The following is a 19,252-nucleotide window of genomic DNA, read 5'->3' on the forward strand; positions in this document are numbered from 1 at the left end:
GGGCGTATAACGCGACGGGCGTATGGCGCGCGGCTCAAACGAGCGGGGCGATCACTTGTCCGACACGTGCTTGGGCTTGCCCTTGGTTTTGGTCGATGCCATCTTCTCGAGTTCCTTGGTGCTCATCGACTTGGCCATCGATTTGGATGCGCCCTTGAGCGCGCCGGCCTTCTTGTCGCCGCGCTTGGCGGCAAGCGCCGCGCCGGCGGCCTGCTGCTGTGCCTTGGATTTGGCTGGCATGACTAACCTCCTTCTTTTTCAGGGCGCTGCGCCCGGCGAAGGAACGAACCCGGACGCCAGCGCATGCGTGCACGATGCAGTGCACATTTCTGCCTGTCTATATTCGGCCCAGCACGACCAGGAGAGCCACGATCAGGACAATGAGGCCCAGTCCGCCGCTTGGCCAGTATCCCCAGCCCGAGCTGTACGGCCATGCCGGCAAGGCGCCGACGAGCAACAGGATCAGTAAGATCAGAAGAATGGTGCCGATTCCCATATCGCGCTCCGGTTTTTGGGCCGCGAGGCCACGCTTGTCATCAGGGCGCGGCCGGTCAGTGTGCCGGGGTGTTGAATGGGCCATAAACCGGCTTCGCCACGCAGTTTCAGCGTAGCCGAGGGCGTTGCCGCATCCTTCCCGAACGCGGCTGAAAACCTTGTAGGAATCGGACGACGACCGGGCGCTTGACCCGGCACTCGCGGCTCAGCCGGCCTCGGTCAGGCCGCGTTCCACGGCATAGACTGCCACCTGCACCCGGCTGGCAAGGTTGAGCTTTTTCAGGATATTTTGCACGTGGATCTTCACGGTGCTCTCGGCGACACCCAGGTCGCGTGCGATCTCCTTGTTGCTCTCGCCGCGCGTCAGCCCCTGCACGATCTCGCGCTCGCGCGCAGTGAGCTTCGCGGTGTCGTCTTGGCGCACCGGGGCTGGCGCGGGCGCGCGAAACTGCTGCACGAGCTTCGCTGTCATGGCTTCGGAGATCACGGGCTCCCCGGCGGCGGCGCGGCGGATGGCGCTCGTGAGCGCTTCGGTCTCGATATTCTTCAGCAGGTAGCCGCGCGCGCCGCGGCGCAGCGCGGTGGCCAGTTCCTCGGCCTCTTCCGATACGGTCAGCACGATCACCGCCGAGTCCGGCAGGTCTTCGACCAGCAACTGCAGCGCTTCCAGCCCTGACAGGCCCGGCATGTTCAGGTCCAGCAAGATGACATCGGGCCGGTGCTGCTTGGCGCGCTTGATGCCCTCCACGCCGTCGGCCGCTTCATCGACGATCTCGAAGTCGGCCTGCCGCTGGAGCAGCGCGCGGATGCCCGAGCGGAACAGCGTGTGGTCGTCGATCAGCAGGATGCGGATGGTCATGGCAGGGACTCCTGGAATAGGCGCGGCATCGCTTGCCCCGCGGTGGATTGGCGTTCGGCCCCGGCGGCCTGGTCGCCGTGCGGCAGCACCAGTTCGATGCGCACGCCGCGGCCCGGCCGGGCGTCGATGGCAAGGCGCGCGTGCAACCGCGCGGCGCGTTCGCGCATGATGTTCAGGCCCACATGGGCCTCGCTGTCGCGGCCGAGCTCGGCCGGGTCGAAGCCCTCGCCGTCGTCCTCGACCACAAGACGGAAATCATGGCCATGGCACAGCGACACGGTCACGTGTGCGGCCATCGCATGCTTGCGCACATTGGACAGCGCTTCCTGCAGGATGAACAGCACCTGAAGCTGCTGCTCGGGCTGCAGCGGCAAGCGGTTGCCGTGATCGTCGATGACCAGCGTGGCTTCGGTGCGGCACTGCCGCCGGAACCGCTCGACGGTTTCTTCCACAGCGGGACGCAATTCGCCGGGCGTCAGGCGCGAGCGGAAGTTGTTCAGCAGCTCGCGCACGTCCTGGTAGCTCTCTTCGACACCATGGCGCAGCATCGGCACGATCTCGCGTGCTTCGGCGAGGTCGTCGCGGTCCACCGCGTCGCCGAGAAGCTGCACCTGCAGGTTGAGGAAATTGAGGCCCTGCGCAATGCTGTCGTGCAGGCCCTGCGCGACCAGGTTGCGCTCTTCGACGACGGCGAGCTGCCGCGCGCTGGCGGACAGGCGCAGGTGCTCCAGCGCGATGCCAAGGTGCTGTGCCAGGGTATCGAGCAACTGCCGGTCCGACGGGGGCAACTCGCGCGGTGCGTGGAAATGCAGCGCAAAGGTGCCGATGGCGCCACGCTGGCTTTCGATGCGGAACGCCGCGATGGCCGTGAAACCTTCGCGCGTGCATGGCGACGGCTGGGGCAGCAGCGGGCGGCGTGTGGTCCTACGCAGGTCGGCGATGGCGACCACGCCTTCACGCGTGGCATCGCCACAGTGGCAGGCATCGACGGCCATGCAATTGCCGGACTCGGCCAGTGCCGCAGGCAGGCCCGCGGAGGCGAGCAGGTGCAGCTTGCCGTGCTGCGCGTCCATGACGCGTACGGATCCGCCGTCGGCATCGAACTGCCCCATGACGCGTTGCAGGAAGCCGCGCGCCATGGCTTCGGCATCACGGGCCTGGTTGAGGAACGCGGCCATGTCGTAGAGCGTCTCCAGGTCACGGTTCTGGCGTTCCAGCTCCGCAGTCTTGCTCGCCACGCGCGCGGCCAGGTCCTGGTACAGGTCCTGCAACTCGGCCGCCATGCGGTTGAAACCCGCATTGAGCGTGCCGAACTCGTCGCGTGTTTCCACCGGCAGCCGCAGCGAGAACTCGCGCGCGGCCATGCGGCGCAGGCCGTCCTGCAGCCGCAGCACCGGCAGGATGATCCACAGGTATAGCAGATAGATGACGGCGACCGTGCCCACGCAGGCAATGGCCGCCAGTCCGGCTTGCGAGAGGCGCAGCAGGTCGGTCTTGCGCGCACTGTCGTGCTCGATCAGCATCACGAGCCGGTCGGCCTCTGCCACGAAGGCGGGCAGCGCCTGCACATAAGCAACCCCGCTACCCGCCTGCGCCAGCGGCCTGAGCTCGTGCTGCCAGTCATACGCGACACGGTCGAGCTGTTCATGGATGGCCGGTTCATCGGGCAGGAACAGCGGCCGGACCGGATTGCCCTTGCGCAGCTGAGCAAGCGTGCCGTCCAGCGCCTGGATCTGCGCATCGCGGGCACCGGCCTGTCCCGCATTGGCCAGTCCCAGCTCGATTGCCACGCGGTTGGCGCGCATCCGCAGGCTGCCGGCATCGTTGATGGCGGCGCCCGCGCCTTCGAGCTTCCAGGACAGCCACAGCGTGCCGGCGATCATGGTGAGCACCACCAGCAGCGACGCCAGCGACAGCAGGATGATGCGCGTGGACAAGCGGTGACGCGGTGGCGTCAGGCCGGCGGCATCGGGAAACTGGCTGCTGTCCGCGGCAGGCGCGGTGTCGGTGTCGGAATCTGGCATGGGAGCAAGGTTTGCAGACGGGGGCGGTCAACCTCACGGGCGATTCTCCGCGTGGTGAGCCCTATCGGGCATGCGCCAGATCAATAAAACGCCGATTGATGGCGCTTGTTTGTGGTGTTTTCTGCGCTTTGCAGCCGATCGACCGCCTGGCGAGCGGAATGCATCCCGGCGATCGGAGGAAAACATCACGGCGTGATGGAACCGAACGGGCCGTTCCCGTGCTTCCGATAGACCGCGCCGTGGGTCAGGTCTTGCCCGCGAATCTCGCCAGGACTTATTCGCGATCAAGTCCCGCCGGCAGCACGAGTCCTAGCATCGACGCGTCTGAACCCGGAGAACCACCATGTCGAGCGCCATTGAGATCCTGGTCCGCCAGCACCGCGACTGCGACCAGGCACTGGAAGACCTTGAAGCCTGCCTGCGCGGTCCCGACTGGGACATGGCCGCGAGCGCCTTCGCGCGTCTGGAAGCGGCTCTGCAAGGCAATTTCTCGGCCGAGGAAGACCGCCTGTTTCCGGCCTTCGAAAAGGTCGCCGGCTCCGCCAGCGGCCCTACCGCCGTGATGCGGCATGAGCACGACGAAGTCCGCGAGTTGCTGGGCAACGCAGGCGAATGGCTGCAGCTGCGCGACGCGAACGCACTGGCAGCCGAACTCGACACACTTGTTGTGCTGCTGCAGCAGCACAACATCAAGGAAGAGAACGTGCTGTTCCCGATGTGCCGCACGCATGTGCCGGAACTTGACACCTTGCTGGCGAACGGCGTCTGAGCGAGACAGGAACGCGACCTTGAAAGCCATCGGTCTCGACTACGATCGCGCACCGCGTCCCGGCATGGTGTTCGGCTGCCTGATGCCGGCACCGTGGCTCGGTGCCGCGGCGGGCGTGCTGCTGGCGCTCGGCCCAGTGGCGGGGCTGCCGGACAGGTTCGCGCCGCTCGCGCTCGCGGCCGTGCATGTGCTCGCGCTGGGCATGCTGCTGCCGGTCATGCTTGGCGCGCTGTTCCAGATGATGCCGGTGGTGGCAGGCGTGGCGGTGCCGGGATCGGGGCGCGTGGCGCCGCTTGTGGCGCTGACTGCCAGCATTGCGGCTGGCGCACTGGCCGCTGGCTTTCTCGGCGGCGGCACCGTGCCGTTCCGCCTCGCCGCGCTGGCAGGGGGCTTGCTGTTGCCGCTGGCGGGTGGCTTGCTGCTGTGGGGCGGCCGTCGTGTGGGAAGGGTCGATGCCACCACACGCACGCTGGCCGGCATCGGCGCGCCGCTGGCGCTGACCGGACTGCTCGGCGCGGCGCTGGCGGGCTTGTTCGGCGGCCTGTGGCGTGCGTCGCCGTCACCGTTGCTGGCATTGCACGTTGTCTGGGGCCTTGGCGGCTGGCTGGCCGCGCTGGTGACCGGCATAGCGACCACCGTGCTGCCGATGTTCTGGCAGGTTCCGCGCCTGCCGTGCTGGCTGCAGCGCTGCCTGCCGCTTGGCCACTGGTTGCCGTTGCTGGCATTCACTGTCCTGATCGTGGTGCAGCCGGAAGGCCAGATCGCGCGCTGGGCGTTTTGGGCCTGGCTGGCATTCGCCGCCGTGACGGCCGCTTTCATGCTGGCCGGCATGCTGCGCGCGCGACGCCGCCATGATCCCGTCTGGCTGCTATGGCCGGTGGCCGCTGCAAGCATGCTTGCAGCGGCGCTGCTGGCAGCGGCCTTGCCGCAGGCGCCGTCCGCCTGGCTGTCCTGGTGGGTCGGCACGCTCGCGCTGATTGGCGGCGGCGTGCTTCCCGTGACAGCGATGCTCGGCAAGATCGTTCCCTTCCTGGTCTGGCTGCACCTGCGCAGGCTGCTGCCGCCACGCGCTCGCGTGCCGGCCATGCAGGCCATCATCAACCCGGACGCCCAGCGGCACCAGTCCTGGCTGCTGCTTGCCGCCTTCGCGATGCTGCTCGCATTACCGTTGGCGCCGGCATGGTTCGCGCGTGCGGGTGGACTCGCATTGGCCCTGGCCAATGGGTGGCTCGGCCTGCAATTGCTGAAGGCGCTGCGTTGCATGCGCGCCATGCGGGCACAGGGCGGATTGCCGCCGAGGAAGCCGTTCGTGGGGACGGCGCAGGCAGGGAAAACACACCATGGTTGAGACCGCGATGCTTGAAAGACTGCAGTTGTTCCGCGGCGTCGATGCCCGCGTGCTTGGCGCGATTGCCAACGGGGCCACGACGCAGCGCCTGTCGAAGGGAGAATTCCTGTTCCGCCGCGGCGACGCCTGCAGCGGCCTGATCATCGTGCTGGACGGGCTGGTCAAGCTCGCATTGCCGGCCACGCCATGCAGCGTCAAAGGCCTGGAACGTGCGGTCGAGGTGTTCGGTCCTGGTGCGGTGTTTGGCGAAGATGTGCTGTTCGCGGATGCGCTACAGCCGGCCGATTGTCAGGCGATGATGCGCACGACGGTGCTCTGCATCGACAGCGCCGCACTGTGGGACACGCTGGAGCAAGACCCGCTGTTGTCCGCACGGCTGCTGCGCAACCTGTCGAGCCGGCTCCATGCGCTGATGCGCGATATCGAGGCCACCAGCCTGCAGAACGCCTTGCAGCGCGTGGCCGGCTTCCTGCGCGACGAGGCGCATGCCGGCCGCTGCACGTGGCTCGCCTGCACGCAGCGCGTGATCGCCTCCAAGCTTGGCATCACGCCCGAGACTCTCTCGCGTGTGGTCAGCCGCTTCAGCGCCGAGAATCTGGTACGGCTCGAACGCGGGAAGATTTTCGTGCTTGATGCCGAAGGGCTGGGGCGCCTGGCCGCTGAGGGGTTACACGCGGACGCCCCCGCCGTCGCTCATGCCGCGACGGTGGCTGCCGGCATCGGCACGACAGCGGGCTTTTCGCCGGTCAGCAGGTAGTGCAGCAGGTCCGCCACAGGGCGGATCGCTTCGCCGAACGGCAGCGCGCCCTTGCCGCGGAAGAATAGCCCGCGTTCCACATCGCCGCGCACGGCCTGCGCCAGTTTCAGGTCGATGCAGAACTGCCCGATGCGCGCCACGCCGTCGCGCAGCCCGCACGCATGCAGGCAGTCGAATCCTTCCAGGCAGTCGCGCGCCTTGGCCCGGCGCTGCAGCCGGCTTTCGCTCGACAGGTAACGCGATAGCCATGGCGTCAGCACGGCGCGCGCCGGCAAGCCTGCCACGCTGGTGAACTCGCACAGGTCTTCGGGGCTCGCGGTGGCCAGCACGTGCTTGAAGGCCGGATGCGCGTCGCATTCCTCGGTGACAGCGAACGCTGTACCAAGCTGCACTGCGGCGGCACCTTCGCCGAGCCAGTGGCGCACCTTCGCATGGCTGTTGATGCCGCCCGCCAGGATCAGCGGAATGCTGTCCCACGCGAGCCCCAGCGTCTGGAACAGCTCGCGGCATTCGGCAAGCACACGCGCAAACGAAAAGCGCGCTTCGCCGAGGTCCTGGATGGCGGGGGCACCAAGATGGCCGCCCGCGTGGGCGGGATGTTCAACTACGATCGCATCGGGCAGCCGTCCCTTCTTCATCCACTTGCGCAGCACCAGTCCGATGCCGCGCGCTTCCGACAGGATCGGGATCAGCGCGACCTTCGGGTAGTCCGCGGTCAGCTCCGGCAGGTCAAGCGGCAGGCCGGCGCCCATGACGATGGCATCGGCGCCGCTTTCGCACGCCTGGCGCACCAGTTGCGCGTGCGAACCGACGGCTTTCATCACATTGACGGCAACGAGGCCGCGCCCGCCGGAGAGGTCGCGCGCGCTGCGGATCTCGCGGTCCAGCGCCACGAGGTTGGCGGCCTCGATGCGCGCCTTGTCGCGCGTGCCGCCTGTCTGCGCCATCAGGTCGGGATGGTGGTGGCGCAGGTCGATGCTGGCAATGGTGCCCACGCCGTTGTGCGCGGCCACGGTGCCCGCCAGGCGGTGTGCCGAGATGCCGATGCCCATGCCGCCCTGGACGATCGGCAGCAGCCGGCGCCCGGCCAGCTTCAGCCAGTGTTCTGTCATGATGGTCTCACTATCTGGGAACTGCGCGCGGCCCGCGGTATCGGACCGCGCACGAACGGCCAAGCGTGGCACAGCGGGCAGTCCCGGCGTTTGCCGCAGGTCAATGGCGTGAAGGCACTGCACCAATGGCGTAGGCCGACTGGTCTATGACGCACGTCGTCATGGCGCGGTTTGAGCGCGGTCAAGTCCGCTCGCCAAGTGGCTGGCTAGCATCTGCGCTGGCCGAATTCCCGCGCCGCGCTCGCGGCGCCTGTGACATGACAATTTCCTCTTCCGTGCGGGCGCGCCACCCGCAACTGGTGGCGCCGGCGGGCTCGCTGACCGCGCTGCGCGCGGCGCTCGAACACGGCGCCGATGCCGTGTACCTCGGCTTGCGAGATGCCACTAACGCGCGCAACTTCGGCGGCCTCAACTTCACCGAGGCCGACATCCGCACCGGCGTGGCCGAAGCCCATGCACGCGATGCCGAGGTGCTGTTCGCGATCAACACGTTCCCGCAGACGGGCGAAGTGGCGAAGTGGCACCGCGCGGTCGATGCTGCCGCGGATCTGGGCGCCGACGCGGTCATCATGGCCGATGCGGGACTCATGGCCTATGCGTCCGAGCGTCACCCCCAATTGCGGCTGCACCTGTCGGTGCAGGGCTCGGCCACGCATGCCGACGCGATCGAACTGATGCGCGAGCGCTTCAACGTCAAGCGCGTGGTGCTGCCGCGCGTGCTGTCGCTCGCGCAGATCGGCAAGCTCGCGCGGCAGACCAGCGTGGAACTCGAAGTCTTCGGTTTCGGCAGCCTGTGCGTGATGGCCGAGGGCCGCTGCCTGCTGTCCTCATATGCGACCGGTGACTCGCCCAACAACAAGGGCGTGTGCTCGCCCGCGCATGCGGTGCGCTGGACCGAGCAGGACGGCACCATGCATGCGCGCCTGTCGGGCATCCTGATCGACAGTTATGCGCCCGGCGAGCCCGCCGGCTATCCCACGCTGTGCAAGGGACGCTTCGAGGTGCAGGGCGAGCGCGGCTACGTGCTGGAAGAGCCCACGAGCCTCAACGCACTCTCTTTGTTGCCAGCGCTGATCGACATCGGCATCGCTGCCATCAAGATCGAAGGCCGCCAGCGCAGCCCGCGCTATGTGGCGGACGTGGTCGGCGTGCTGCGCGCCGCCATCGACGCGGCCTGTGCCGAGCCCGCGCGTTTCACGCCGCGCCAGGAATGGCAAGGCACGCTGGGCCGCCATGCCGAAGGCGACCAGGTCACGCAGGGCGCCTATGACAGGCCGTGGCGATGAGCGCGGCAACCTTCCAATCACGGAGCCATTGATGCGGAATACCTCCACCCCGGGCACGGCTAGCTTCGGCATTGCGCTGGGCCCTCTGCTGTACTACTGGCCGCGCGCGACGGTGATGCAGTTCTATGCCGACGTCGCGGAATCGTCCGTCGATCGCGTCTACCTGGGCGAGACCGTCTGCACGCGCCGCCACGAACTGCGCCATGCTCACTGGATCGAGATCGCGCAGATGCTGCGCGACGCCGGCAAGGAGGTGGTCCTGTCCACGCCGGTGCTCGTCGAGTCCGATTCCGATATCGCCTGCATGCGCCGTGTCTGCGAGCAGGACGAATTCCTCGTAGAGGCCAATGACATTGGTGCCGTTCGCTGCATGGGCGGCCGTCCGTTCGTCGGCGGGCCGCATCTCAACGTCTATCACGCCGATACGCTGGCGTGGCTGGCCAGTCTCGGCGCCAGCGGCTGCGTGATGCCGGTGGAGATGGACGGCGCCACGCTGGCTGCACTATCGGCCGGGCGCTGCGCCGGCGTGGCGCTGGAAGTGCTCGCCTGGGGCCGCATGCCGCTCGCGTTTTCGGCGCGCTGCTTCACCGCACGCCACCATCGCTTGCGCAAGGACGCGTGCGAATTCCGCTGTCTCGACTATCCGGATGGTCTCGTTGCCGCCACGGGCGAAGGCCAGGCGTTCTTCACGCTCAACGGCATCCAGACGCAGTCTGCCACGTGCCTGGATCTGTGCGCGCAGGCGTTGACCATGGCACATGTGGGTATCGATATGCTGCGCGTCAGCCCGCAATCGACCGGCACGCTGGACGCGGTGGCTGCGCTTGCGGCAATCCGTTCGGGCACACGCCCGCCCGCGCCCAGCGGCGTGCTGCCTGCCGGCGCCGAGCCGAGCAACGGCTACTGGCACGGGCGCCCCGGCATTGCGTGGGAGGCGCGACCATGAGTGCACTGCAATCGCTGCTGGCCCGCGTGCATCGCCGCTTGCCGGGCCGAGCGCGGGCGTTGCCGCTGGTGTCGGCGCTGGAACTGGCTCGCCGTGCCAGATGGCTGGAGCCGCCTGCGGCGCTCGACGGGCATACCTTCTTGCTGACGGTGACGGACCTCAAACTTGACGTGCCGTTCCGATGCGAGCAGGGACGCTTTCGCCTGGCCAGCGCAGATAGCGGCGTGCCGGAACTGACGCTGCGCGCGTGCGTGCCGGATTACCTGCGGCTGCTCGCGGGGCAGTGTGACACCGATACGCTCTTCTTCCAGCGCAGGCTGGTGATTGGCGGGGATACGGCGTTGGGGCTGGAGGTGAAGTATTGGCTGGATGCGGCGCCTCGGCCAGCGTGGCTCGGGGCGATCGCCGGGAAGTTGGCAGCGGGGTTTGCAGGTGGAGGCGAGCGTTGATGGGAGCGGCACCCTGACCCCCTTACTTACACCCCAGCCTCTTTGCCAGCTTATGCAAATTGCTGGCATCGATCCCAAGTTCCCGCGCGGCCTTTGCCCAATTCCGCCCGTGAAGCCGCAACGCGTGCTCGATGCAATCCCGTTGGGTCTGCTCTACGGCATCGCGCAAGGTGACGCCCGCGGCTAGCGTGGCTCGCGAATGCACTGCTGACGGCGCGCTCGCCACGGGTGCCACAGGTCCCTCCGATGGCGAAGCCAGACTATCCAGGTCCAGCAGATCCGCCTCCAGTGTCACGATGTCATTCCGGTTGGCCCCACGGCTCACGGACCGCAGCGCCGCACGGCTCACCACATGCTCCAGCTCGCGCACATTGCCGGGCCAGCGGTAGCGGCGCAGCGCATCCTGCGCGCTCCGTGACAGGCGCAGGCTGCGCATGCCGAGGCGCGCGCGGTTCAGTTCGAGAAAGCGGCCGGCCAGCAGCAGCACGTCGTTGTCGCGTTCGCGCAGCGGCGGAATGGGGATCGGATAGACCGACAGCCGGTGATACAGGTCAGCGCGGAACGAGCCGTCCCGTACATGCTCGCGCAGGTTGCGGTTGGTCGCCGCGATCACGCGCACATCGACGCGGCGTGGCTTGTCGGAGCCCAGGCGCTGGATCTCCCCGTTCTGCAGCGTGCGCAGCAGCTTGGCCTGGATAGCCAGCGGCAGTTCGCCAACTTCATCAAGGAACAGTGTGCCGCCGTCAGCGGCTTCGAAGCGGCCCGGACGCTCGCCGGTGGCGCCCGAGAACGCGCCTTTGACATGGCCGAACAGCTCGCTCTCGGCGAGGGACTCCGGCAGCGCGGCGCAGTTCACGTGGACCAGCGGGCGGTCGCGCCGGCGCGACAGGCGATGCAGCCTGTGTGCGAACAACTCCTTGCCGACGCCGGTTTCACCAAGCAGCAGCACCGGCAGTTCCGAATCGGCCACCACGTCCAGTTCATGCAGCAGCCCGGTGATGGCCTCGCTCTGGCCGATGATCTCGCCCTCGTCCGGCGGCAGCTCGTTATCAGGCGTCTTGCCGCGAGAGAGCTGCAGCGCGCGGATGTCCGCCTCGAGTTGCGTGGTGCGGATGGCGGCCTCGACCAACAGCGTCAGTCCGTCCAGCTCCGCCTGTGCGGCCTCGTCGAAGGTGCCGACCTGCAGCGCGTCCAGCGTGAGCACGCCCCAGGCGCGGCCGTCGAGTTCGAGGCGGATGCCCATGCAGTCATGCACCGGCAGGGGCTCTCCCACATGTTCGTCGATGAGGCCGTCGTAGGGGTCGGGCAACACGCTGTCATGGTGAAAGCACGTGACCCCACGCCGCGCGAGGATGGCGCCAAGTCGCGGGTGCAGTCCCACCGAAAACCTACGCCCGAGGGCGTCTCGTACGAGCCCGTCTACGGCCACGGGCCGCAAGTGTTCTTCTTCCAGGCGCAGCAGCGCCACAGCGCCACAGCCGAAACAGGCGCGCAGCGCGCTCACCAGCCGCTGCAGGCGAACCGCGTGCGGCAGGTCGGCTCCCAGGTCGGCAAGTAGCTCCGGGTAGACACCACGGTGGAGTAGGGTCATAAATACCTTAACGGGTAAATTACACCTCGATTATATGTGGGTGAATTATACCGTTAGAAATATAACTCAATGATTCTATTCAGATAAAAACTGGCACGGTACTCGCGTAGTGATCTCCGACACATTCGACAAGGAGCACATGATGCGCTTGCAAGACCAGCCTCTGGGCCAACTGGCCCGCCGGATTCCTGGTGCCACCGGCATCTTCCACGGCTATGACCTCGACTTCTGCTGCGGCGGCAAGCAGACGCTGCGCGATGCCGCGGTTGCCAAGGGACTCGACGCCGATGCCATCGAATCGCGTTTGCAGACCCTGCAGCGCGACAGCGAGCCCGTGCAGACCGATTGGGGTGCGGTGCCGCCGGCCTCACTGATTGCCCACATCCTCACGCGTTTCCACGAGCGTCATCGCGAACAGCTTCCGGAACTGATCCGCCTCGCCCGCCGCGTGGAGCACGTGCATGGCGACCGGCCGGATTGTCCGGTCGGGCTGGCCGACCATCTGGTGGCGATGCGCAGCGAACTGGAAGCGCATATGCAGAAGGAAGAACAGATCCTGTTCCCGATGCTCGCGCGCGGGCTGCAGGCGGCCGCCACGGCGCCGATCACGGTCATGCGCATGGAGCATGACGACCACGGCGAAGCGCTGCAGCGGCTGGCCGCACTGACCAACGACATCACGCTGCCGCGCGCTGCATGCAATACCTGGCGCGCGCTGTACCTGGGCCTGCGCACGCTGCGTGAAGACCTGATGGAACACATCCATCTGGAAAACAACATCCTGTTCGAGCCGGCCGCAGTGGTCGCAGCGAACGACTGAGTCCTCCGGACACATCCCCAAGGAAACTAACCAACAAGCGAGCCTCATCATGGGTCCCTATCGCAGACTCTGGTTCCTGCTGATCGCCGTGCTGGCGGTCACGTTCTCCCTGCTCGGCTATTACGGGGTCGAGGTCTACCGGCAAGCACCGCCGATACCGGCGAAGGTAGTAGCCAGCGACGGCCGCACGCTGTTCACCGGCGACGACATCCTCGACGGCCAGACCGCCTGGCAATCGGTAGGCGGCATGCAGCTCGGCTCCATCTGGGGCCACGGCGCCTACCAGGCGCCGGACTGGACCGCCGACTGGCTGCATCGCGAACTGACCGCGTGGCTGGACCTGGCGGCGCAGCAGCAGTATGGCCGTCCATACGCCAAGCTTGACGGACCCGCGCAAGCCGGCTTGCGCGAGCAGTTGCGCACCGAGTACCGCGGCAACCAAACCGATGCGCAGACCGGTGTGCTGACGGTCTCGCCGCTGCGCGCGCAGGCCATCGCGCAGACAGCTGACTACTATGACCGCCTGTTCTCCGACTCGCCTGATCTGCACACGAGCCGCGAGCACTTCGCGATGAAGGAGAACACGCTGCCGAGCGCCGAACGCCGCGCGCAGCTTACGCACTTCTTCTTCTGGACGGCATGGGCCGCTTCCACCGCGCGTCCCGGGCACGAAGCGACCTACACCAACAACTGGCCGCATGAGCCGCTGATCGGCAACCAGCCGACCAGCGAGAACGTGGTGTGGTCCGTGGTCAGCGTGGTGGTGTTGCTGGCTGGCGTTGGCCTGCTGGTGTGGGCCTGGGCGTTCCTGCGCGGGCAGGAAGAGAACCTGCCGCACGCGCCGACGCGCGATCCGCTGCTGGCCGTGGCGCTCACGCCGTCCCAACGCGCGCTCGGCAAGTACCTGTTCCTCGTCGTCGCACTGTTCGTGTTCCAGGTATTCCTGGGCGGCTTCACCGCGCACTACACGGTGGAAGGCCAGAAGTTCTACGGGCTCGATGTCTCGCAGTGGTTCCCCTACTCGCTGGTGCGCACCTGGCACATCCAGAGCGCGCTGTTCTGGATCGCCACGGGCTTCCTGGCCGCGGGGCTGTTCCTCGCGCCGCTGATCAACGGCGGCAAGGACCCGAAGTTCCAGCGCCTGGGCGTCGACGTCCTGTTCTGGGCGCTCGTCGTTGTCGTGGTCGGCTCGTTCACGGGCAACTACCTGGCAATCGCGCAGATCCTGCCGGCAAACCTGAACTTCTGGCTGGGCCATCAAGGTTATGAGTATGTGGACCTTGGCCGCCTGTGGCAGATCGGCAAGTTCGCAGGCATCCTGATCTGGCTTGTGCTGATGATGCGCGGCATCTGGCCGGCGCTGCGCGCGCGCGGCAGCGATAAGAACCTGCTTGCGTTGCTGACCTCGTCGGTCGTGGCGATCGGCTTGTTCTACGGCGCGGGTCTGGCTTACGGCGAGCGTACCAGCCTGACGGTGATGGAGTACTGGCGCTGGTGGGTCGTTCACCTTTGGGTGGAGGGCTTCTTTGAAGTGTTCGCAACCACGGCGCTGGCTTTCGTGTTCTGCACGCTTGGTCTGGTATCGCGCCCGATGGCGACGGCGGCAAGCCTCGCCTCCGCGTCGCTGTTCATGCTGGGCGGCATTCCGGGCACGTTCCACCACCTGTACTTTGCTGGCACGACCACGCCGGTGATGGCAGTCGGCGCGGCATTCAGCGCGCTCGAAGTGGTGCCGCTGATCGTGCTCGGCCACGAGGCATGGGACAACTGGCGCCTGAAGGACCGTGCGCCATGGATGGCCGACCTGAAGTGGCCGCTGATGTGCTTCGTCGCCGTGGCGTTCTGGAATATGCTCGGTGCCGGCGTATTCGGCTTCATGATCAACCCGCCGATCTCGCTGTACTACATCCAGGGCCAGAACACCACGCCGGTGCACGCCCACGCCGCGCTGTTCGGCGTGTATGGCTTCCTCGCGCTGGGTTTCACGCTGCTGGTGCTGCGCTATGTGCGCCCGGCCTACCGCCTGAGCCCTGCATTGATGAAGACGGCGTTCTGGGGATTGAACGCGGGCCTCGTGCTGATGATCAGCACCAGCCTGCTGCCGATCGGCATCATCCAGTTCCTGGCGAGCGTAGAGTATGGCACCTGGTACTCGCGCAGCGAGGCCTTCATGCAGCAGCCGATCCTGCAGACCCTGCGCTGGGTGCGCACCTTCGGCGACGTGGTGTTTATCGTCGGTGCCGTGTCGTTCGCGCTGCAGGTGGTGCTGGGGCTGGGCAACCGCACGATCATCGCGGATGTGAAGCCGGTGGGACTGGAGCCGGTCAGGCGCTGACACCAGGGCTCCCCTCTCCCAATTCGCGCGAGAGGGGAGCAACCCACCAACTGTTCCGCAGTCAGAACGGCCGATCCCCCATGATGGTGGCGCGCTCCATCCTGCGCGGGGCCGGCCAATAGTCGCTGACCGCATAATGCTGCGTGGCCATGTTGTCCCAGATCGCCACGCTGTTCGGCCGCCAGCGGAAACGCACCTGGTACTCCGGAATCGCGGCCTGGCTCAGCAGGTAGTTCAGCAGCAGGCTCGCGCCGGGCGTCTTGTCCTGTCCGAAGCGCACGTTCTCGGGCGTGTGGTAGTTGATGAAGTGCGTGGAGAACGGCGTCACGTACAAGATCTTCTCGCCGGTGTCCGGATGCGTCCGGACCACGGGATGATCGACCAGCGGGTGCTTGCGCACCAGTTCCTCGCGCTCCTCGGTCGACATGATCGCGCCAAACGAATGCTCGATGCCATGCTTGGCGCGCAGCCCTTCGATCTTCTGCTTGATCTCTTCGGGCAGGTTCTTGTAGGCGTCGACCATATTCACCCAGATCGTGTCCCCGCCAACCTCCGGGCAGGAGATGCAGCGCAGCACCGCACCCCTGGGAGGATTCGCGCGCCACGAGGCATCGCTGTGGTAGGTGTTCTCGAAATGGTCCCGCTTCTCGCTCTTGACGATCTCGATGAGACCCGGATAGCCAGGAACCGTATTGGCGACGGGGTGGTCTTCCAGGTCGCCGAAGCGCTTCGCGAACGCGACGTGGTCGTCGCGCGTCATCTCCTGGTCGCGGAAGAACAGTACGCGGTGCTTGAGCAGCAGCGCTTTGATCTCCGCATGCAGCGAATCGTCGCGCGCGACATTGCCAAGCTGCACGCCGGTCAGCTCGGCGCCGATCGAACAGGTAAGTGGATTGACTTGCATGGTGGCTACTCCTTGAAGGTCTGGATGTCAGCAGTCGGTCAGGGTCAGTCAGCCGTGAGCACGATCTTGCCCATGTGCTGGCTGCTCGCGATGTAGGCGTAGGCTTCTCCAATCGAAGCCATCGGGAAGGTCTTGTCGATCGGCAGGCGCAGCCTGCCTCCGCGGAAGAACGGCAGCAGGTCGCGTGCGCAGGCCTGGATGCAATCGAGGCGTTCCTGCTCGGTGCGCGTGCGGAAGGTTGCGCCGATCAGCTTCAGGCGGTTGTGCCACAGCAGGTTCAGGTCGAGTTGCGCGGTGCTCGCGCCGCCCAGGCGGGCAAGGTTGACGAGCCGCCCTTTCACCGCAAGGCTCCTGACATGGTCCTCGAAGACCGTGCCGCCGACCGTATCGATGATGATGTCCACGCCGCGTCGGTCGGTGGCTGCCATGATGGCGTCCACCTGGGAATCGGTGGACGCATTGACCCCGACATTGATGCCGAAGTCCGCCAGGCGTTCGAGCTTTGCGGCGGATCGCGACGATGCGATCACGGGCCGCGCGCGCATCGTCGCCGCGATCATGATCGCGGCCATGCCCACGCCGCCTGAGGCGCCGTTGATGAACACCGATTCGCCGGCCTTCAGTTCGCCGTTGCTGACCAGTGCATCGTGGGCGGTGATGAAGACATTGGGAAACGCGGCGGCCTCGACCCAGGACACATCGTCGGGCACGGCCATCAGCGCCAGCGGGGCTGCGACCACATACTGCGCATGGCAGCCGCGGCCGTGGCCCATGACGCGGTCGCCTTCACGCCATTGGCTCACCTGTTCGCCCACGCGCACGACCTCACCCGCGAACTCGACCCCTGCGGTCATCGGGTCGCCGTTCCGATGCTCGCGCATGTATTTGATCTCGCCGTAGTTGAGGCCGGACGCGCGAACGCGGACCAGGACCTCGTTGGCGCCGGGCTGGGGAATGGGGATATCCCGCACCTCAAGCCGACCACCGTCGGCGCCGGCTATGACTTGTGCCGCTTTCATGCCTTCTCCTTTGCTTTCCCCTGCATGGCAGGGTGTTGGCTGGATTGTCGCCAGAGCAGGCATTCAACGCTTGACGCGTGGCGCCACAACTTGGCCTATCGCGTCAGGCGTGAGGACCTTGCGTACGAAGCGCTGGCGCACGCGGGCGCCGGAAAGCAAAGCGGGAGCAGGGACGCCGTCAGGCCGACGGCGCAAACAAGGGATGTAGCGGGACGGGTGGCGCGATCAGTGTTCCGCGCCGGTGCGCCAGCGTGTCGGCGGCATGCCGAATTGCGAGCTGAACCAGCGCGAAAAGGTGCTGACTTCCGCGAAGCCAACCAGCATCGCCACCTGGGAGACGGGATAGCGGAGATCCGCGAGGTAGCGGCTTGCCAGCCCGCGCCGGACCTCGTTTACGAGCGAAGAGAACTCTTGCCCTTCTTGTCCGAGCCGGCGTTGCAGGGTCCGCGCGCTCATGCCGAGCTGCTGGCCGACCTGCTCGATGCTGCCTTGTCCGCGCGGCAGCAGCATATGGACCGAACGGCGTACGTTGGACGCCGTGGAAATCCTGCGCCCGCGCGGGTGCTGGTCGAGAAATTCCCTGGCGTAGCGGGCGAGATTCACATCGCCAAGCGGATTGGGACGATCGAGATCCTGCCGGTCCAGCACGATGCCATCGAAGTCGCTGCCGAACTCCACATTCGTGCCGAACAGCCGGCGATGCACGTGCAGGTTCGCGGGCGCGCCATGCGTGAAATGCACGCTGCGCGGCTTCCACTTTCCGCCGAGCATCGATTTCATCAGGCAAAGCATCGCGCCGATCGAAAGCTCGACCGGCTGGCGCCCGGGGGTCGGGCGGTCGGTGATCAACTGCAGCCGGACGATGGCGACAGCATCGGTTTCCTCGACATGGACGAGCACGGACTCGCTCAGCAGGTGGCGGTACGTCTCGAGCTGGCCGAGCGCGTGGCGCAAAGTCGGCTGGTGCTGCAGCAGCAGGCTGATCGGGCCGAAATCGGACAGGCGCCACGACTCGGCCATCAGCAATCCGACCGCCGCGCCGCTGGACGCCTGCTCGGAGGCATCGAGCACATTCGCCAGCCACGGCTCGGGGACATGGAGGTCCGGTGAAACGATGCATGAGCGGTCCGCCCCGACATGACGGATCATGCGCTCCGGGTCGACGCTGAGCGTGCGTGCGATCTCGGAGAACTTGACAAGTAGGGCGCTGCGAATCAGGGTGCTCATGTGATGGCTCAGGGGACGAATCCGTGGCTTGCGGCGCGCCGTTGCGACGCCGCGATGCCGTCACTCAAGGTATTCAGGCGCCCGTGGCGTGTCAACCTTGCGTGCGCCCGAGCTATCGTAAACACCTAGCCATCACGCACGATGGGCTTAGCGCGTCTTGCGCAAGTAGCCCTGCGTACCGCCGTTGCGGTTCGGCGCAAAGCCGTTGGCCTGCAGCGACTCTTCCACGGTATCGTAGAACACCCCGATCTTGCTGATCTCGCGCGCCTCTTTGGCCGTGGCAATCTCGCGGCCGAACTCGTGGGAGATGCGCACAAGCTGCTCGATCTGCTTCACGGTGCTCATCTTCGCCGTGCGCTTCTGGTTCCACAGCACGTCCTCGGTACCGCAACGCACGTGCAAGCCCATGGCAATGCCCATCATGTTGACCGGCAGCACATTGCGCACATTGCTCTCCACGGTCACCACCGCGCCGTCGGGCACGCCGCGCATGAAATTGCCGAGGCTGTAGACGTTCGGGGTGTCCATGCCGCCGCCGATGGCGACCCAGTTCATCACCAGCGGACCCTTGTAAAAGCCTCGGCGCATCAGGCGCTCCACTGACTCGAAGCTGTTCGTGTTGTAGCACTGAAACGCGCTCTGAATGCCCTTGGCCGTCAGGCGGCGGACGTGTTCCTCGACCCACCCGGGTTGCGCGGGCACGGTCATTTCCTTGTAGGCGTTGAAGATGGCCGGGTTCTCGCGCGAGGTGCCCCGGAAGTCGGCATCCTCGGCATGGTCGGTCACGTTCATCTGCGAGGTGTTGACCGTGACCGTCACCTGATCCGGAGTGGGCTCCAGGTCGGCCAGCATGTGACGCGTGTCGTCGGACAGCCACTTGGCGGCCTGGCCCTCGTTCTCCGGTGCGAACGAGATCGAGCCGCCTACCTGGATGATCATCTCCGGCACGGCCTTGCGCACGCCGGCGACCAGTTCGTTGAACTTTGACAGGCGCTTGCTGCCCTTGCCGTCGAGTTCGCGCACATGCAGGTGCAGCACCGTGGCGCCCGCGTTGTAGCAATCTACGGCCTTCTGGATCTGTTCCTCCATCGTGACCGGGATGTCCTCGGGAAAGTCGGACGGCAGCCAGCCCGGCGCATACGGTGCGGCGGTGATGATCAGCGGTTGCTGGTTTTCCGGGAAAAGATGGCCGTCGAGAAAGTTCATGGTGGTCTCCAGGGGGGAAGGGCTGCTGTCGTTGCCAGGAGTTGCCCCCTCGCATGGCGAGAAGCGCGTGTCTCCTGTTCCCGGCTTCGATCCGGTGCGTCGAGT

18 protein-coding genes are annotated in these 19,252 nt (G+C 66.4%); 8 read left to right on the plus strand and 10 right to left on the minus strand.

Annotation, left to right across the window (positions count from 1 at the left end; translation table 11 throughout):
* Positions 1-51: 51 nt before the first annotated feature.
* The 4 genes from K2O51_RS08400 to K2O51_RS08415 all read right to left on the minus strand — a co-directional run bounded on the left by K2O51_RS08400 (position 52) and on the right by K2O51_RS08415 (position 3,378).
* A complete protein-coding gene (locus tag K2O51_RS08400) occupies positions 52-240 on the minus strand; it encodes a DUF3008 family protein (protein ID WP_011301181.1) in 189 nt (62 codons plus the stop codon).
* A gap of 97 nt (positions 241-337) precedes the next feature.
* Positions 338-496, minus strand: a complete 159-nt coding sequence (locus K2O51_RS08405) for a DUF3309 family protein (RefSeq protein ID WP_084791964.1) — start codon at positions 494-496, stop codon at positions 338-340.
* Between the two features lie 204 nt (positions 497-700).
* Positions 701-1,354, minus strand: a complete 654-nt coding sequence (locus tag K2O51_RS08410) for a response regulator (protein ID WP_011301180.1) — start codon at positions 1,352-1,354, stop codon at positions 701-703.
* A complete protein-coding gene (locus K2O51_RS08415; RefSeq protein WP_220630062.1) occupies positions 1,351-3,378 on the minus strand; it encodes a type IV pili methyl-accepting chemotaxis transducer N-terminal domain-containing protein in 2,028 nt (675 codons plus the stop codon). Before K2O51_RS08415 ends, K2O51_RS08410 begins: the two co-directional genes overlap by 4 nt.
* A 343-nt stretch (positions 3,379-3,721) precedes the next feature.
* Here K2O51_RS08415 and K2O51_RS08420 point away from each other — a divergent pair, with 343 nt between their 5' ends.
* The 3 genes from K2O51_RS08420 to K2O51_RS08430 are packed head-to-tail and all read left to right on the plus strand — an operon-like array spanning position 3,722 to position 6,252.
* Positions 3,722-4,147 (plus strand): hemerythrin domain-containing protein, encoded by a 426-nt coding sequence (locus tag K2O51_RS08420; protein WP_220630063.1) that lies wholly within the window; start codon positions 3,722-3,724, stop codon positions 4,145-4,147.
* 19 nt (positions 4,148-4,166) lie between these two features.
* Entirely contained in the window at positions 4,167-5,495 is a 1,329-nt protein-coding gene (locus K2O51_RS08425; RefSeq protein WP_245001791.1) for a hypothetical protein, read from the plus strand.
* A 7-nt stretch (positions 5,496-5,502) separates the two neighbouring features.
* A complete protein-coding gene (locus tag K2O51_RS08430) occupies positions 5,503-6,252 on the plus strand; it encodes a Crp/Fnr family transcriptional regulator (RefSeq protein ID WP_166487101.1) in 750 nt (249 codons plus the stop codon).
* Here K2O51_RS08430 and K2O51_RS08435 read toward each other — a convergent pair.
* Positions 6,189-7,364 carry an NAD(P)H-dependent flavin oxidoreductase gene (locus tag K2O51_RS08435; RefSeq protein ID WP_041680289.1) on the minus strand — a complete coding sequence of 392 codons (1,176 nt, stop codon included), beginning with the start codon at positions 7,362-7,364 and terminating at the stop codon, positions 6,189-6,191. The two genes, K2O51_RS08430 and K2O51_RS08435, sit on opposite strands and share 64 nt — an antisense overlap.
* 257 nt (positions 7,365-7,621) lie before the next feature.
* Here K2O51_RS08435 and ubiU point away from each other — a divergent pair, with 257 nt between their 5' ends.
* Genes ubiU through ubiT form a run of 3 tightly spaced genes read left to right on the plus strand, consistent with a single transcriptional unit; the run spans position 7,622 to position 10,045 of the window.
* A complete protein-coding gene (gene ubiU, locus K2O51_RS08440; RefSeq protein WP_181184380.1) occupies positions 7,622-8,650 on the plus strand; it encodes a ubiquinone anaerobic biosynthesis protein UbiU in 1,029 nt (342 codons plus the stop codon).
* 31 nt (positions 8,651-8,681) lie between these two features.
* Positions 8,682-9,596: a U32 family peptidase gene (locus tag K2O51_RS08445; protein WP_140949422.1), complete on the plus strand. Its 915-nt coding sequence runs from the start codon at positions 8,682-8,684 to the stop codon at positions 9,594-9,596.
* Positions 9,593-10,045, plus strand: coding sequence for a ubiquinone anaerobic biosynthesis accessory factor UbiT (ubiT, locus tag K2O51_RS08450; RefSeq protein ID WP_140949423.1), 453 nt, complete (start codon positions 9,593-9,595; stop codon positions 10,043-10,045). The genes K2O51_RS08445 and ubiT overlap by 4 nt, the downstream gene beginning before the upstream one ends.
* A gap of 22 nt (positions 10,046-10,067) precedes the next feature.
* On the opposite strand, the gene norR is transcribed toward ubiT, so the two are convergent.
* Entirely contained in the window at positions 10,068-11,636 is a 1,569-nt protein-coding gene (norR, locus tag K2O51_RS08455; RefSeq protein ID WP_011301171.1) for a nitric oxide reductase transcriptional regulator NorR, read from the minus strand.
* A gap of 142 nt (positions 11,637-11,778) precedes the next feature.
* Between norR and ytfE the strand changes: the two genes are divergently transcribed.
* Together ytfE and K2O51_RS08465 are read left to right on the plus strand one after the other, a co-directional pair.
* Positions 11,779-12,456, plus strand: coding sequence for an iron-sulfur cluster repair protein YtfE (gene ytfE, locus K2O51_RS08460; protein ID WP_011301170.1), 678 nt, complete (start codon positions 11,779-11,781; stop codon positions 12,454-12,456).
* Between the two features lie 49 nt (positions 12,457-12,505).
* A complete protein-coding gene (locus tag K2O51_RS08465) occupies positions 12,506-14,791 on the plus strand; it encodes a nitric-oxide reductase large subunit (protein WP_220630065.1) in 2,286 nt (761 codons plus the stop codon).
* A gap of 61 nt (positions 14,792-14,852) precedes the next feature.
* Here K2O51_RS08465 and K2O51_RS08470 read toward each other — a convergent pair whose 3' ends face one another.
* From K2O51_RS08470 to K2O51_RS08485, 4 genes are all read right to left on the minus strand, one after another.
* Positions 14,853-15,695, minus strand: coding sequence for a TauD/TfdA dioxygenase family protein (locus K2O51_RS08470; protein WP_011301168.1), 843 nt, complete (start codon positions 15,693-15,695; stop codon positions 14,853-14,855).
* A 44-nt stretch (positions 15,696-15,739) separates the two neighbouring features.
* A complete protein-coding gene (locus K2O51_RS08475; RefSeq protein WP_011301167.1) occupies positions 15,740-16,714 on the minus strand; it encodes a quinone oxidoreductase family protein in 975 nt (324 codons plus the stop codon).
* A 225-nt stretch (positions 16,715-16,939) separates the two neighbouring features.
* Entirely contained in the window at positions 16,940-17,941 is a 1,002-nt protein-coding gene (locus K2O51_RS08480; RefSeq protein ID WP_011301166.1) for an AraC family transcriptional regulator, read from the minus strand.
* 147 nt (positions 17,942-18,088) lie between these two features.
* Positions 18,089-19,147 carry a beta-keto acid cleavage family enzyme gene (locus K2O51_RS08485; protein WP_011301165.1) on the minus strand — a complete coding sequence of 353 codons (1,059 nt, stop codon included), beginning with the start codon at positions 19,145-19,147 and terminating at the stop codon, positions 18,089-18,091.
* Between the last annotated feature and the right edge of the window lie 105 nt (positions 19,148-19,252).

It is taken from the genome of Cupriavidus pinatubonensis (assembly GCF_019602855.1).
GTDB classification, from domain to species: domain Bacteria; phylum Pseudomonadota; class Gammaproteobacteria; order Burkholderiales; family Burkholderiaceae; genus Cupriavidus; species Cupriavidus pinatubonensis.

Coding starts and splice junctions, on each gene's coding strand:
- K2O51_RS08415 (WP_220630062.1), bottom strand. CDS start 3,378: ATGCCAGATTCCGACACCGACACCGCGCCTGCCGCGGACAGCAGCCAG.
- K2O51_RS08470 (WP_011301168.1), bottom strand. CDS start 15,695: ATGCAAGTCAATCCACTTACCTGTTCGATCGGCGCCGAGCTGACCGGC.
- K2O51_RS08445 (WP_140949422.1), top strand. CDS start 8,682: ATGCGGAATACCTCCACCCCGGGCACGGCTAGCTTCGGCATTGCGCTG.
- ytfE (WP_011301170.1), top strand. CDS start 11,779: ATGCGCTTGCAAGACCAGCCTCTGGGCCAACTGGCCCGCCGGATTCCT.
- K2O51_RS08435 (WP_041680289.1), bottom strand. CDS start 7,364: ATGACAGAACACTGGCTGAAGCTGGCCGGGCGCCGGCTGCTGCCGATC.
- norR (WP_011301171.1), bottom strand. CDS start 11,636: ATGACCCTACTCCACCGTGGTGTCTACCCGGAGCTACTTGCCGACCTG.
- K2O51_RS08465 (WP_220630065.1), top strand. CDS start 12,506: ATGGGTCCCTATCGCAGACTCTGGTTCCTGCTGATCGCCGTGCTGGCG.
- K2O51_RS08405 (WP_084791964.1), bottom strand. CDS start 496: ATGGGAATCGGCACCATTCTTCTGATCTTACTGATCCTGTTGCTCGTC.
- K2O51_RS08475 (WP_011301167.1), bottom strand. CDS start 16,714: ATGAAAGCGGCACAAGTCATAGCCGGCGCCGACGGTGGTCGGCTTGAG.
- ubiT (WP_140949423.1), top strand. CDS start 9,593: ATGAGTGCACTGCAATCGCTGCTGGCCCGCGTGCATCGCCGCTTGCCG.
- K2O51_RS08485 (WP_011301165.1), bottom strand. CDS start 19,147: ATGAACTTTCTCGACGGCCATCTTTTCCCGGAAAACCAGCAACCGCTG.
- K2O51_RS08430 (WP_166487101.1), top strand. CDS start 5,503: ATGCTTGAAAGACTGCAGTTGTTCCGCGGCGTCGATGCCCGCGTGCTT.
- K2O51_RS08480 (WP_011301166.1), bottom strand. CDS start 17,941: ATGAGCACCCTGATTCGCAGCGCCCTACTTGTCAAGTTCTCCGAGATC.
- ubiU (WP_181184380.1), top strand. CDS start 7,622: ATGACAATTTCCTCTTCCGTGCGGGCGCGCCACCCGCAACTGGTGGCG.
- K2O51_RS08420 (WP_220630063.1), top strand. CDS start 3,722: ATGTCGAGCGCCATTGAGATCCTGGTCCGCCAGCACCGCGACTGCGAC.
- K2O51_RS08400 (WP_011301181.1), bottom strand. CDS start 240: ATGCCAGCCAAATCCAAGGCACAGCAGCAGGCCGCCGGCGCGGCGCTT.
- K2O51_RS08410 (WP_011301180.1), bottom strand. CDS start 1,354: ATGACCATCCGCATCCTGCTGATCGACGACCACACGCTGTTCCGCTCG.